At 38.1% G+C, this 14,971-nt stretch carries 14 protein-coding genes; 6 read left to right on the top strand and 8 right to left on the bottom strand.

The features are described from left to right. Window positions 1-37 precede the first annotated feature (37 nt). Window positions 38-1,087, top strand: coding sequence for an NAD(P)H-dependent flavin oxidoreductase (locus tag AC1M9B_RS07065; protein ID WP_092767188.1), 1,050 nt, complete (start codon window positions 38-40; stop codon window positions 1,085-1,087). Between the two features lie 73 nt (window positions 1,088-1,160). Continuing rightward, window positions 1,161-1,286 (top strand): hypothetical protein, encoded by a 126-nt coding sequence (locus AC1M9B_RS07060; RefSeq protein WP_481608846.1) that lies wholly within the window; start codon window positions 1,161-1,163, stop codon window positions 1,284-1,286. Between the two features lie 120 nt (window positions 1,287-1,406). On the opposite strand, the gene dusB is transcribed toward AC1M9B_RS07060, so the two are convergent. After that, complete coding sequence (gene dusB, locus AC1M9B_RS07055; protein WP_481608845.1) at window positions 1,407-2,453, bottom strand: tRNA dihydrouridine synthase DusB; 1,047 nt, start codon at window positions 2,451-2,453, stop codon at window positions 1,407-1,409. 282 nt (window positions 2,454-2,735) lie between these two features. Between dusB and AC1M9B_RS07050 the strand changes: the two genes are divergently transcribed. Then, window positions 2,736-3,941, top strand: a complete 1,206-nt coding sequence (locus AC1M9B_RS07050) for a DUF1615 domain-containing protein (protein ID WP_035265483.1) — start codon at window positions 2,736-2,738, stop codon at window positions 3,939-3,941. Continuing rightward, window positions 3,908-4,555: an HAD-IB family hydrolase gene (locus AC1M9B_RS07045; protein WP_481587802.1), complete on the top strand. Its 648-nt coding sequence runs from the start codon at window positions 3,908-3,910 to the stop codon at window positions 4,553-4,555. Before AC1M9B_RS07050 ends, AC1M9B_RS07045 begins: the two co-directional genes overlap by 34 nt. 23 nt (window positions 4,556-4,578) lie before the next feature. On the opposite strand, the gene proB is transcribed toward AC1M9B_RS07045, so the two are convergent. Both proB and cgtA read right to left on the bottom strand, forming a co-directional pair. After that, window positions 4,579-5,712, bottom strand: a complete 1,134-nt coding sequence (proB, locus tag AC1M9B_RS07040; RefSeq protein ID WP_035265485.1) for a glutamate 5-kinase — start codon at window positions 5,710-5,712, stop codon at window positions 4,579-4,581. 28 nt (window positions 5,713-5,740) lie between these two features. Then, window positions 5,741-6,952, bottom strand: coding sequence for an Obg family GTPase CgtA (gene cgtA / locus AC1M9B_RS07035; protein WP_092767039.1), 1,212 nt, complete (start codon window positions 6,950-6,952; stop codon window positions 5,741-5,743). A gap of 257 nt (window positions 6,953-7,209) precedes the next feature. Here cgtA and AC1M9B_RS07030 point away from each other — a divergent pair, with 257 nt between their 5' ends. After that, window positions 7,210-8,391, top strand: a complete 1,182-nt coding sequence (locus AC1M9B_RS07030) for an MFS transporter (protein ID WP_092767040.1) — start codon at window positions 7,210-7,212, stop codon at window positions 8,389-8,391. A gap of 55 nt (window positions 8,392-8,446) precedes the next feature. Here the strand turns inward: AC1M9B_RS07030 and AC1M9B_RS07025 are convergent, their stop codons facing one another. Continuing rightward, window positions 8,447-8,821, bottom strand: coding sequence for a winged helix-turn-helix transcriptional regulator (locus tag AC1M9B_RS07025; protein WP_092767041.1), 375 nt, complete (start codon window positions 8,819-8,821; stop codon window positions 8,447-8,449). A 117-nt stretch (window positions 8,822-8,938) separates the two neighbouring features. Between AC1M9B_RS07025 and AC1M9B_RS07020 the strand changes: the two genes are divergently transcribed. Beyond that, window positions 8,939-9,802: an SDR family oxidoreductase gene (locus tag AC1M9B_RS07020; protein WP_481608844.1), complete on the top strand. Its 864-nt coding sequence runs from the start codon at window positions 8,939-8,941 to the stop codon at window positions 9,800-9,802. 28 nt (window positions 9,803-9,830) lie between these two features. On the opposite strand, the gene AC1M9B_RS07015 is transcribed toward AC1M9B_RS07020, so the two are convergent. The 4 genes from AC1M9B_RS07015 to AC1M9B_RS07000 form a co-directional block, all read right to left on the bottom strand. Continuing rightward, window positions 9,831-10,511, bottom strand: a complete 681-nt coding sequence (locus tag AC1M9B_RS07015; RefSeq protein WP_481608843.1) for a hypothetical protein — start codon at window positions 10,509-10,511, stop codon at window positions 9,831-9,833. Between the two features lie 11 nt (window positions 10,512-10,522). Then, window positions 10,523-11,281, bottom strand: a complete 759-nt coding sequence (locus AC1M9B_RS07010) for an MFS transporter (RefSeq protein WP_481595982.1) — start codon at window positions 11,279-11,281, stop codon at window positions 10,523-10,525. Between the two features lie 190 nt (window positions 11,282-11,471). Next, entirely contained in the window at window positions 11,472-12,929 is a 1,458-nt protein-coding gene (locus tag AC1M9B_RS07005; RefSeq protein WP_180028420.1) for a glyceraldehyde-3-phosphate dehydrogenase, read from the bottom strand. A 245-nt stretch (window positions 12,930-13,174) separates the two neighbouring features. Next, window positions 13,175-14,887, bottom strand: a complete 1,713-nt coding sequence (locus tag AC1M9B_RS07000; RefSeq protein WP_481608842.1) for a hypothetical protein — start codon at window positions 14,885-14,887, stop codon at window positions 13,175-13,177. Between the last annotated feature and the right edge of the window lie 84 nt (window positions 14,888-14,971).

Here is a 14,971-nt window from a genome sequence, read left to right as displayed (position 1 = left end):
GATTGTGCAAAGTGAAATTAAATCATGGAGCTTGATTATGTCTTTACTCGAACAATTATCCATTCAGCATCCCATTTTTTTGGCGCCAATGGCTGGGGTATCCACACCAGAACTGGCAGCTGAAGTATCCAATCAAGGTGGTTTAGGGTCTCTTGGTTTAGGTGCTGCCAGTATCGAAAGTGCTCGACAACAAATTTTTGCAACTCAAAAATTAACAGATTTACCCTTTCAGGTTAATTTCTTTTGCCACAAACCAGCTCAACTTGATTCTGAACGTAATCAAAACTGGATAAATTATCTAAAACCCCACTTTGATAACTTTAATACTGAACCACCCAAAGAATTAAAATGTATTTACCCCAGTTTTTTAGATAATGATGATTTTTTAGATTTAGTCTTAGAAACTCGACCTAAGGCGGTGAGTTTTCACTTTGGGATACCTCATGCACATCAAATAGCTGCCCTCAAAGAGGCTGGTATTATTACGATGGTATCAGCAACGAACTTAGCGGAAGCTAGAGCAATTGAAGACGCTGGGATTGATATCATCATTGCACAAGGTATTGAAGCGGGAGGACACCGTGGTATTTTTAATGAGCATTTTGACAGTGCAATCAAAACAGCAGATTTAATAAAATTACTTGTTCCTACCTGCAAGATACCTGTCGTAGCAGCTGGTGGAATCATGAATGGCTTTCAAGCTAAATATATGATGAATCTCGGAGCTTCAGCCGTACAACTCGGTACTGCATTTGTACAATGCAAGAGTTCAGCTGCAAATGCAGCTTATCGTAATGCATTATTAAGTAAGCCTTTAACTCAAATTACATCAAGCATCTCTGGGCGACCAGCGAGAGGGATAATCAACAGTTGGTCAACTCTCGTAGATTTACCTCAGCGTGAGTTAGTTGCTCCCTACCCTTATGCATATGATTTAGGTAAACAACTAAATGCAGCAGCATTAACCAACAAAGATGAAAGTTTTGGTGCATTCTGGGCAGGAAGTAATGTAAATCAAATCAGAGTTTTAGAAGCACCTGATTTAATCAATCAAATCATATTAGAAATTGATCAATATGATGCTTAAATAATCGATAAAACCCATACCGAACTGAAGTTTTTTTATTTACAATGAATTGTTAAATTATGTAGCGAAAAGTATGGGTTTTGTATTATTAGCACTTGTGGCGATTGGATTTGGAATAGACAGCTATTCACATGCTCAAGATAAAGATCAGTCCACTCAACATAATGTTGAGCAGTTAGATGCTCAAATTTTAAATTAAGATCAATAACAATCTCCTGAAGAGAAAAAATCGGATTCTCAAGTAAATTTACAACCTCTTGAATCTCAACAGTAGAATGTATGAATAACTTATCTCAGTTGAGTGCTGACATATAGAAACTCAACCTGATTTTAATAAATCCACAGATTCCACTTGAACATCACTCATAATTTGCCCTTCTGACAAAAGTAAATCGAAATAATTGGCTACGACTTTGGCTTGTTCCACTGTACTTTCTACTTTGTACATATTCTGACGAAATTCATTACTTGAGTGGAGACCTTTGGTGTACCACGCGATATGTTTACGTGCAATGCGACAGCCTGAATACTCACCGTAAAATTCATATAGCTCATTCAGATGTCCCAATAGAACTTCTTTCACTTCAGCAATCGATGGCGCTGCAAGTGGCTGTCCCGTTTTTAAATAATGAGCAATTTCTCTAAAAATCCATGGACGACCTTGTGCTGCTCGGCCAATCATCACGGCATCAGCACCAGTATGATCTAATACATACTTGGCTTTTTCTGGGCTATCAATATCTCCATTTGCAATGACTGGAATAGAGATATTTTGCTTCACTTCTTTAATTAGATCATAACGTGCAGTATTTAAATACATATCTTCCCGTGTACGACCATGCAATGCTAAAGCTGCAATACCCGCTTGTTCTGCGCGCTTCGACACACGCATAATATTTTCATGTCCGTTTAAAAATCCTAAGCGCGTTTTAAGTGTTACAGGGACATCCACTGCCTCGACCACCGCATCTAAAATTCTGGCTACCAAGTCTTCATCCTGTAGCAGTGCAGAACCTGCTAATTTATTGCACACCTTTTTCGCTGGACAACCCATATTGATGTCAACGATTTGAGCACCATTTGACACTTGATATCGTGCAGCTTCAGCTAAATCCCGTGGGTCTGATCCTGCTATTTGTGCTGAAATTGGAGCAATTTCACCATCAAAGTTGGCTCGGTAGAGACTTTTCTTGCTCATACGCAGCGTTTTGTCAGAAGTCATCATTTCACTAACTGCATGTCCTGCACCAAAATATTTACACAAGGTTCTAAATGGTCGATCCGTTACACCTGCCATGGGTGCTACAAAAACAGGAGTTGTTTTTTCGCGATCAAATAAATCACGGATCACAGGATGTTGAGACATGAATAATACCAATGATGATGAAACAGTTTCAGAATGCTTAACTTTTTAAATCTGCACTCATTGAGAGATTGAAATTAGATACAAACATTAAATTATATAACGTTTGAAACTAAAAATATGTTTTATCTCATTTTGCTTGAATGTTAATGGATGAACTTAAGCTCAACACTTAGATTTATATTTGAAGCATGCTGCCATTATCTTGTATACATATAAGTTCTCACAAATCGTGAATGAAATAGTATACTTCGCTAGAATCTTTATCCCTGATACTTTGCATTTATGAAAAATAGCTTTCGCTCTAATGTAATTTTTAAAGCCTGTAGTGTTGCTACATTAAGTTTATTCATGAGTGCTTGTGGTGACTCATCATGGTGGAACACACAAGATAAAACGATTGATGCAGAACAAATCTCAAAACTCATTCCTGGCCGCGTTAATAATCGTGGTTCATGGGCCGAGGATATTTATAAAATAACCGAGCAACTCGGTATACCCCAAACGAAAGAAAATGTGTGTACCATTATTGCTGTAGTCGATCAAGAATCTAATTTTGTTGCAGATCCCCATGTACCCGGACTAGGTGCCAAAGCAGTTAAAGAAATTGAAGATCGTTTAGATGAAAAATTTAAAGATAAATTAGGAGATAGTATCGGAGGCACCGTTGCGGGGTATTTCCAAGAAGTCTTAAAAAATCAACCAACACCTGAAGACAATTATCTAAAACAAATGCGAAAAGTCTCCACCGAACGAGAATTAGATGAATTGTATCGTGAGATTTTTGCTCACATGGCAAAACACTACCATGTCAGTGCACTCACTGGTGCAGCTAAACTCGTTGGTCAAGATATTGGTGAAAAACTAAATCCCATTACCACTTTAGGCTCTATGCAAGTTCATATTAGCTATGCAAAAGATCATAAGCGCCAAGGTGGAAGTATCGCAGATCTAAGATCAGACCTTTATAGTCAATATGGCGGACTCTATTATGGTATTCACCGCCTGATGATGTATCCAGCAGATTATGATCAACCCATATATCGCTTTGCAGACTACAATTCAGGCATGTATTCAAGTCGTAACGCCGCTTTCCAAAGCATGCTCAATGAATTAACAGCAGCGGAGTTAACGCTTGATGGAGACTTATTACTGTACAATAAAAATGGCAATCCAAAAGCTGAAAAGAGTCAATCTGAACAAGAACTTATCAATGTATTTGCCGCAAATAATGTATTTATTACACCTCGTCAAATTCGAGCTGATTTAAAGAAAGAAAAAGAGAAAAAGTTTGAAGATACGCAAACCTATAAAGCTGTGACTGAGCTTTACGAAAAGAAAATTGGAAAAGAAAAATTTTATGCCATTATGCCTGAAGTGGTTATTTCAGGTCCTAAGCTTAGTCGCGACTACAATACCAACTGGTTTGCTACGCGAGTTAACGGTCGATATCAAACATGTATGCAGAAAGCAAAAAGAATCAAAACCTAGCGTTATTTGATTTTGATGGAACACTGTGTGAAAAAGATAGTTTTACGAGCTTTATCTTTTACGCCTTATCAAAACGACATATTGTTAAGCAAGGACTAAAAACCCTGCCTTGGATTCAAGCCTATTTTTTAAATATTTACCCCGCGCACGCAATGCGCCCTAAGCTATTCAAGGCAATGTTTACTGGATTTTCTAGGTCTGATGCAGATCCGATTGCACTTGAATACGCCCATTCATTACAACAACACTTAAACTCACCCATTTATGAACAATTGATCAAGCATCAACTCCGTGGTGACCGCATTGCGATTGTCTCTGCATCCATTGATATTTATTTAAAACCCATTTCTCAGATTTTAAATGTAGATTTGATTTGTACTGAAACTGAAGTGCTCAATCAGTTTTATACGGGTCATTATTCTTCTCCTGATTGTAGTGGCGAAGAAAAAAGACAGCGCATACTCAAGCAATATGATGTAGACCAATTTCAATCAATTTATGCTTATGGAAATTCTTATGAGGATCAAGCGATGTTGGATATGGCTGATTATCCTTATATGGTCGGATCATCTCATCAATTACCCGATCTTGACCCACAAAAAAAGCTCGCCTAAGCGAGCTTTTATTAAATAAGAAATTAATAGATCGCCATATGATTGCGATGGATCATTTCTAATGAACGTGCTTCACCTAGAACTTGGTGTACCTTATCTGAGGGTAAGCCTTTGACAATTTCAGCGCTACGTGAACTAAAGTTGACACGACCAACTGCGACGCGATGCCGTTGCTGATCCACACACTCCACCACATCACCACGCTCGAAATGCCCTTCAACTGCTTTCACACCTACAGGCAATAAACTCCGATGATTTTCTTTGATCGCTTTCACAGCACCATCATCAATCACCAATCGCCCTGCAGTCTGCAAATGCGCAGCTAACCATTGTTGGTGAGCAGTGATTCGATCATTATCAGTGATAAACAACGTACCTAGCATCTCACCCGACATTAATCGAGTTAACACATGATTACTGTCTCCACTGGCAATCAGTGTAGGACATCCTGATTTCGCAGCTAAACGAGCAGCACGTACTTTGGTCAGCATTCCACCTCGACCAAACTTACCACCACCACCTGCCATATCAAACAAACTTTCATCTAATGCGCGAACTGTATGAAACAACTTCGCATTAGGATTTGAGCGAGGATCTGAATCAAACATCCCCTCTTGGTCTGTCAAAATAATCAATAAATCAGCATGAACTTGGCCTGCAACCATTGCAGCTAAAGTATCATTGTCTCCGAATCGAATCTCATCAGTAGATACAGTGTCATTTTCATTAATCACTGGAATCACTTTCCAATCGATTAAATGTTGTAAAGCATCACAAGAATTCAAATAACGGCGACGGTCAGCCAAGTCATCATGAGTCAATAAAACTTGTGCAGACTGAATATTGTGATTCAACAATACACTAGACCAAGTTTGTATCAGCCCCATTTGACCAATGGCAGCACAAGCTTGAAGACTGGGTAGATCCGTGGGTCGATTCTCAAGTTTCATTCGAACCATACCTTCAGCCACAGCACCGGAAGACACGAGAATAATCTCATGCCCTGCATTGTGTAGATCTGCAATTTGCCCCGCCCAATGCGAGATTGCATCTATATCTAAACCTTTTCCGTTTGCTGTGAGTAAAGATGATCCGATTTTAACAACGATTCTTTTGCAACCCTTGAGCTGACGTTGCCCATCTACCACTTCTATCATCTTGTCCTCTGTCTCTTATATAAAGAGATTAACGTACGTAGTACACTTCCATTTCGCCATCATCTTCATCATCGTCAAAATCGTCATCCTCTTGACTGGCAAGACGTTGTTTACGACGCATTTCACGATAAGCCTCTTTAGCTGCAATGGTTTGTTCACGTGTTTCAGCTTCAAGCTGATCACGGAATGCTTGCATTTCTGCTGCATACTCTGGATCTTCAACTTCGCGTTCGCGCTGTTGTTCAATTTGATCCATTAAATAATAAACGACTTCTTTGGTTCCCTCAGACATCAAGCCTGAAGTCTTAAATACTGGACCCTCCCATTTCAACTCTTCAAGGATGTGATTGCACCACTCATCTCTTGAGTCTTCAGGCAACTGATCTACTTTATTTAAAACCAACACCACTGGGAGTTTTGACAATGTTGGAGAGAACTTTAAAAGTTCATTTAAAATTGCCTTAGCATTATAAGCTGGATCTGATCCATCAATTGGCTGTACATCCACGATATGTAGAAGAATACGAGTACGCGCCAAATGTTTTAAGAAGCGAATACCAAGACCTGCACCTTCTGCAGCACCTTCGATCAAACCTGGAATATCAGCCATTACAAATGAACGGTGACGATCTGCATCTACAACACCAAGATTAGGTACCATAGTTGTAAATGGGTAATCTGCTACTTTTGGTTTTGCTGCAGAGACAGCACGAATAAATGTTGATTTGCCCGCATTTGGCATACCTAATAAGCCAACATCTGCCAAAACTTTCAGCTCTAGGCGAATTTCGCGGAACTCACCTTTGTTACCATGTGTACATTTACGTGGAGCACGGTTCGTTGATGACTTAAAGTGAGTGTTACCTAAACCACCGTCACCACCTTGAGCAACAAGAACACGTTGACCATTTTCAATTAAATCACCAATGATGTCGCCAGACTCAGTATCTACAATTGTTGTTCCTACTGGAACATATAGTGTTACGGATTCACCACCGCGACCTGCACAGTTTGCGCCAGCACCATTTTTACCACGTTCAGCACGAAATCTACGGGTATAACGATAATCTACAAGCGTACTGGTGTTGTCATCAGCTTGAATATATACGCTGCCACCACGACCACCATCACCACCATCTGGACCACCAAATGGTACGAATTTTTCACGGCGAAAACTGGCTACGCCATTGCCACCGTCGCCAGCCTCTACGGTAATGACTGCTTCATCAACAAAGCGCATAATGCCAATCCTCTAAAAACTTTAAAACCGCCTATTCTGCCATATTTTAAAGTATTTCTCGACTATATTTATGCTGGTTGAGAATAAGTTAGCGACTTTTTTCATAAATTGAGTCTTTAATATTTTGGTGTATCACTGCATTAAATTTGATTTATTCATTACTCATTGTTTTATCAAATAACATCATTGGTTTTATTTATTTCTGAAACCACAAAATAATGCCTATAGTGCATTAAATTGCACTCTAAGATTTTGACATGGATCGCTCTGCTACCCCTTTATCCTCACAATTCGTGCTTATTATGGCTTTGGCCTGTGGTGTCTGTGCAGGTTCAGCCTATTTCAATCAACCACTGATTTATTCAATCGAAAGAAGTTTAGAAATTTCGACCAGCCAAGCTGGATTTACCGTGGTTATCGCTCAAGTGGGTTATATGCTCGGACTCATGCTTTTGGTACCCCTTGGAGATTTTTTTAATAAACGAAAACTCATTGTGAGTTTAATGATATTTGCGGCAATTTCGCAGATCCTTTTGTCTTTCAGCTCAGATATTAGCACTTTATATATCTTTACCCTTTGTGCAACATTTGGAGCCATATCAGCACAAGTATTAATTCCATTTGCTTCTTCCATTAGCCCACCGGAATTAAGCTCGGCAGTTGTAGGTAAACTCATGAGCGGATTGGTCATGGGGATTATTTTATCTAGGACATTTGCCGGCTTTGTTTCAACTTATTGGTCTTGGGAAGGCGTTTATTTCATTAGTGGTATTTTGACTTTATGTTTTGCATGTTTAATGTGGAAAAAACTCCCCAACACTCAACCTGCTTCGCATTTACAAGTCACCGATATTTACAAATCACTTTGGAGCATCGCAAAGCATAATCCGCATCTCATACGCCGTGCCTGCGCGGGTGCCCTAGGATTTGGCATTCTCTCAATGGTGTTTACATCGATGACTTTTGTTTTAGGGAGTGCCCCATATCAATTTACTGATTTTCAAATTGGTCTATTTGGTCTGTTAGGTATTATCGGAATTTATTCCTCGAGTTGGTCTGGTAAAACGGTTGGCAAAGGGAAAGAAGAATTTGTCGCTCAATTATGTATCACCTTGATGCTGTTCTCTTGTATTCCATTATATTTCGCGCAACAGAACATCTTCATTTATGCACTTGGCGTATTGATGAGCTATTTTGGTCTCACGGCATTTCATGTTTTGAATCAAAATCTAGTCTATCGTATTGATGGTCAAGCACGCTCACGAATTAATGCTGTATATATGACCATTTACTTTTCAGGCGCTGCATTAGGTTCTTTAGGTGCTGTCTATGCTTGGGAACATTATGCATGGATTGGTTGCGTTGCTTTGGGATTGTTTTTCTCAATTTTAATTTTATGTATTGATCGTTATGATTTTAAGATCATGAAAACCATATAAACATCTCGCTCAGTACACACTTTAAACTGAGCGATAACGAAATGATGAAATATAACTATCGCGTAATAATTGCCTTACTTTCCAAAATCTCGGGTAAATTTCGCTCAATCCAATGGATCAACTCATTTAATTTCATCGCTGCATTTGAACCCAATACAGTGAGTTGATACTCCACCTTTGGAGGAACTACTGGATAGACAGTGCGCAAAATAAAACCATCTTTTTCTAAGGTTTTTAGTGTCTGAGCCAACATTTTTTCGCTCACCCCCTCAATTCTTTGTTTTAGCTCACTAAAACGATGCACACCATCACTCAAGCAACTTAGGACGAGAACTGACCATTTACTGGTGAGATGCTCCAAAATTTCACGAGAAGGACATTCACTGGATAAAACTTGACCTAATAAATCACTATGCGCATATGTATTCATCATTTTTCTCTTAACAGTTAATAACTTACTTTTAGGTACGTACTTTCATTAAGTAAGTTAACAGATTAATATGCCTTCATCAAGTTTATTTTTTAGCCACAATGAGAGGAAATTAAAATGAAAATTGCGATTACAGGTGCAACTGGTGAATTAGGTCGTTTAGTTGTTCAAGAACTTAAAAAACTTCATAGCAAGCATGAAATTATTGCTTTGGTTCGCAACCCAGAAAAAGCTAAAATTTTATTTTCTGAAGATATTCAAGTACGCAAATTTGATTATGATCAGCCAGATGATCTCGCAAATTCCCTTCAGGATGTTGATAAACTCCTGCTCATTTCTGCCAATGAAATTGGTCGTCGCACTCCACAACACAAGGCTGTTATTGATGCTGCGATTCAAGCTAGAGTTCCTCACTTGATCTATACCAGCTTACTGAACGCAGATCACTCTCCGCTTGGCTTAGCCAATGAACATCGAGAAACAGAAAAACTAATACGAGAAAGTTCTATTACCTACACCTTTTTAAGAAATAATTGGTATAGCGAAAACTATTTATCTGCCCTCACCCATCAAATCGAAACAGGCATCGTATACGGAGCTGCTCAAGATGGTTTAATTAGTTCAGCTTCTCGTTTGGATTATGCCACTGCTGCAGCTCAAATATTAAATGATGAATCAGCTCAACATTTGAACAAAATTTACGAGCTTGCTGGTAGCGAAAGCTTTAGCTTAAATAATTTTGCAACCCTACTTTCTGAGTTTTCACAACAGCCTGTGAAATATCAAAACTTATCTCCAGAAGATTATCGTCAAGGATTAATTCAAGCTGGTTTACCACTAGGTCTCATTGACGTCATTGTAGATGCAGATCTTCACACCGCCCATGGTGCGATGTACAGTGTAAGCAAAGATCTTGAACATTTAATTGGTCGAAAAACCACATCGATTCGTGAAAGCATTCAGCAAGCCCTGAATGCTTAGAGAATAGACTCCCCTTAAAGGGGAGTTTTTACTTTTTAATATTGCGCAGAGGTAAATCCAAGTTCATATCTAAATTTGCTTTTGTCTCACGCTCCAAGTTGTACATTGTTGCTCTAAAACTAGATACATCCTTCATCAAAATTGGATCATTTAAATGCAATACAGGTTTGAAAACATGATCAATATCCACATCAAGCTGCTCATGCAAATCTAAATAGACAGGACCATCAAAATCAATCGTAATCGGAACCTGATAAGTACGCTTCAAATGAAATGGAACTTCAAGCTGAATAGGCAAATCTAAATTTAACGGAAATTTAGGTAAAAATCGTGTTTTATAAACCAAATCTGTTGTTGCACTAATTGGAATCGTTTGATCGATTTTTACTTTCGTTTGATAATCCACACTCACAGAAACAGGGACTTCGACTTTAAACTTGAGATTGGTTTTGTATTTACCCTGCAAATCTAAATCAATATTTTCCTGCACTTTAATTTGTGTATTTAGCGCGCCAATCGCTTGTACCTCAAGATAATTCCCAACATCAATTTTTGTCGGCAATGATTCTGATAATTGTACACTTGCATTCTTCGCAGTGACTTGAATGGATGCTTGAATATTGAGATATAGCCAAAAACCTACGGCGACAATGCTTGCCACGATAATAAACAAGAGCGAACCATATCCCACGATTTTTTTAGCACTCATGCTTCTCGAGCTCACTGGGCTTTCACCGATTCAGCAGATTGATCATCCTTCTGAACTTTAATGGGTGATGCTGCTTCCACTTTTTGATTTTTTTGTAATGTTAAGGTATTGAGTGGGATAACCAACTCACCTTTTTGTATTTTAATTGGCAAAGTATTTTGTACGTTGACTGAAGCCTCTAACGCAGTTTTAATTGGTGCATTCAAATGACCTTGTACTGGTATATCCACATCTAAATCCTTATTTAATGGGATGCGTAGATTCTCTTTTAAATCCGCTTGAACAGGTGCTTGAAATTTCAAGTGAACCATTTGATCTAAGGGAACATCCATTTCAACAGGTACATCAAGTTTAATTGGAATCGTCCCTTTCAATGGCAGTGTAATATCTTTGCCCAAAATGCGAACCTTAACTTTAGTATCTACTGCTAAATTTTGATCCACAATCAAATTTTCACGGACTGGAATAACCGTTTTAATTGGTACTTGATTGTCGAAATGAACAATAGGATTCAATGTTTGTTGTACAGGAATAGAAAGATTTTCACGTATAGGAATGGTCGTTTTCACACGACCTGTCACATTCACATCCAAAGCATCATGGATTTGAACTTTCGCTTGCAATGGCTCCTGAAGATCAATATTCACGGCTTGATCTTCAAGTGGAATGTAAATTTTAAAATGTTGAAAAACCCATAAGGCAATTGCTATACCACTCGCGGCAGCCAAAGCAATCAGCACGAAGCCAATGACAAGATATTTGATGCGCAAAAATATAATCCTTTAACACTTATTTTTTTTAATCACCTGCTCACAATCCATATTTTATGTGAACAAATACACAATTTTTCAATATTAAACCACTTATTTTGAAGAAACCATATTGCTCTAAAGTCTTAATTACGTAAATTTAGGCAAATAAAAAAGAGCCTCGAAAGAGGCTCTTTTTATGCCTTACAAATTATGCATTTGTTTCAGCAGGAACTTTTGGATAGCTTACGCCGCCCATTTGTTCAGCGATACGCAGAACTTGGCAGCTATAACCTACTTCGTTGTCGTACCATACATATGCTGTTAAACGGTTACCAGACGTAATTGTTGCTTGCGCATCAAAAACACCTGCAGTGCGTGAACCGATAAAGTCAGATGATACAACTTCAGTAGAGTTTGTATAACCAATTTGACCTTGTAGATTAGAGTTGATAGAAATTTGACGAATATATTCGTTCACTTCATCACGATCAACTTCTTTATCTAAAGTCAGATTAAGGATTGCTAAAGACACGTTAGGTGTTGGAACACGTACAGAGTTACCAGTTAATTTGCCTTTAAGCGCTGGAAGTGCTTTAGCAACTGCTTTAGCAGCACCCGTTTCAGTGATCACCATGTTCAACGTTGCAGCACGGCCACGACGGTCAGCTTTATGGTAGTTATCGATCAAGTTTTGGTCGTTCGTGAATGAGTGAACTGTTTCAACGTGACCATTAATCACTGTATATTTGTCATGAAGTACTTTCAACGTCGGTGTAATCGCGTTTGTAGTACAGCTTGCAGCAGAGATGATTGTATCTTCATCAAGAATGTCAGCTTGGTTAACACCAAACACAACGTTCTTCATATCACCTTTACCAGGTGCAGTTAAGATTACACGTGCAGCGCCTGGGCATTTAAGGTGCTGAGCAAGACCTTCAGCGTCACGCCATTTACCAGTGTTATCAATCACCAATGCATTTTCAATACCATATGCAGTGTAATCCACTTCTGATGGGTTAGATGCATAGATCACTTTGATGAATTGACCATTCGCAATAATTGCTTCGTTTTCTTCATCTACAGAAATCGTACCTGCAAATGGACCATGAATAGAGTCACGACGAAGTAAAGAAGCACGTTTCTCTAAATCACCATCAGATGATTTACGAACAACAATCGCTTTAAGGTTTAGACCACGACCAAGACCAGACTGACCAATCATAAGACGTGCAAGGATACGACCAATACGACCAAAACCATAAAGCACAACATCTTTATGCTCAACAGATGCGGCATTGCCTTGTAGTGATTTAACAGCGTCAGCAACGAATGCATCTACATCGCCACCTTTTGCTTTAAATTCTACAGCAAGTTTGCCTAAATCGATTTCAGCTGTGCCGATATTTTGTACTTTAACCAATGCTTCAAGGATTGGGAAAGTATCTACAGCAGAAAGTTCAACGTCTAAAACACGTGTACGACGATGAGCTTTAAGAATTTGGATAACCGAGCGGTTAATTAAAGAGCGACCGTATACTGTAGCTACGATGTTTTTTTCACGGTATAACTGACCAACAAGGGCAATCATACGTTCCGCGAGTTCTTCACGGTTTTTCCAGCGACCTTGGTGCTCTGCATGTAGGGCAACGATAGTGTCTTTGCTCACAGATACGTCCTCTAATTAATTGTAAATCTAAGCATAAATTTCAAAACCCCATAATTGTAAAGGAATTAACTCAGAGTTGAAATGAAAACTCGTTTTATTTTTTACTAAAGCAATTTTCTCTTTGTAAAAAATATATTTTAGCAATTGAATTACAATATAATTTTTTGAGTAAATGATTTCATTTAGATATCAAATACTGATCATTAAGCCTACAAATCCAATTTCGTCACTGAGTTACAGCCTGTTCAACTAAATACTGGTGAAGCCGAAATATCCTGACTCAACATCATATTTAAATCTTCTAAATTGAAATCTTCTAAGTTTTCTGGGAGTTTGACCAATACTGGAAGCTTAGTTAAACCATTTTGCCCCGAAGGGAATGCATAATGTCGTTCAAACTCACTTGTAGCTGAAAAACTTTCAAATTCAATAAATACACTATATTTTCGATAGTTTTTAGGCACACTTAAAATATCTAGATAAGCCTGCTTCTTGATTTTCACCATGGCCAATGAAGTTTGTTGAAGTTCTTTTTCTAACTTTTCTCCAGCCACCATTCTTTTTAAAAATGAGCCTTGAACTTCAGCATAATCTCGTTTCAAACGCATCGTATGAGACAGCATTTCTCGGTAATCTTGAATATGTTGGCTTAAATCTTCTTGTAATGCATTTAACGGTTTCTTGGAGCGCTCATGCATGACTCCACGCTCATACATATTCAATGGTACAAATATTTCATCTTTACGCTTTTCAAGTAGTTTTAAATAGGCTAACAACTTGTATTCAAACAATTGGACTGAGGAATTAAAAAATAATGAAGGCTGTTGTTTAAAATCTTTATAATTCGCCAGAATATCTGAAAATATGCGATGCACACTTTTAAACAGATGCTCATATTCTTCAATATGTGATAAATGCTGTTCTAAAGCCACCACGAGAGGTTGTAGCAATTCGACAGTCAATGCTTGCTCAATCTTCCGTAAATGCTGTTTGGCTACAAAATCACTATTACTTCCAGCCATCCCTAAATTTTGTGTCAAAAGCGGTAATATCTTCTGTTCAGCAACATCTTCAAATTCTTGCACAATTTGAATGACATCTTTATGCACTTGATGCTGAATAGTAACCATCATCTGCACGTGTTCCATAAACTGTTTGATATACCCCTCTTCATTGTAACGGCGCATATCCAAAACCAACCCATTGAGATAAATTTGCTGGTTGTATTCCATTCGATCTTCAAATAAAAAACGACGGATCGAAAATGGATTTTGTTCAAACTGACTGGTTGGTGCGATGACGAATAGAAATTCAGAGGTTTTAACAATATCAAAGTGTCGAATGGACTGTTCTTTCAACAACCATTGTGCAAAAAAAGGATGCTCCATGATCGATGAGCTTCTAGGTAGAAGGGGTTTAAACCAATACCCCAATAATTGTTGCTTAATAAATACTTCTATCATAAAGCTCTTAATCTGAGCTGAAGTTAACTGACGAGTTCCAACTGGTGTTTCAAGATTTAATTCACGAATTAACTTAGCAACATCTTGCAAAAAAACCCGACGCATTAGCATTTTTTCGCGTTGTAATTTTAAATTATCCTCAACAGCAATCTGGTCAATTTGATACAGCGCATTTTCTAAATAGTCTGCCACTTGTACGCAATCCGTCATCTCCTTCAACCATTGGATAGATTGACATAACTTTGCTGCAATGGAGCGCATTCTTTCACTAGAAAAACTATGCTTTAAAATTCCCAGCGACGTCGTGACTTTATATTCGAATGTGTTATTCACACGATTCCAAAATATATCTTTAGGTTTGAGAATTTGACGATCAATTTCTTCGCGAACGTCACTATCTGAATGTTGAAATATACGCTCTAAGAGTCTTTGCCAGTTTAAATCCAGACTAGGCTCCATCTGTAATAATGCTGCTCTTGTTTGGTACTGAATCATGATTGTTAAATTAGAATTATTATTGATTTAACAAATTTACCACATTTTTATGTTTTAGTTAATTGTGTCACAAATATTTTTAAA

Source organism: Acinetobacter sp. ANC_7513, from assembly GCF_056779915.1.
The sequence above is the reverse complement of the archived record's forward strand: the minus strand, read 5'-3'. Positions and strand labels throughout refer to the sequence as shown.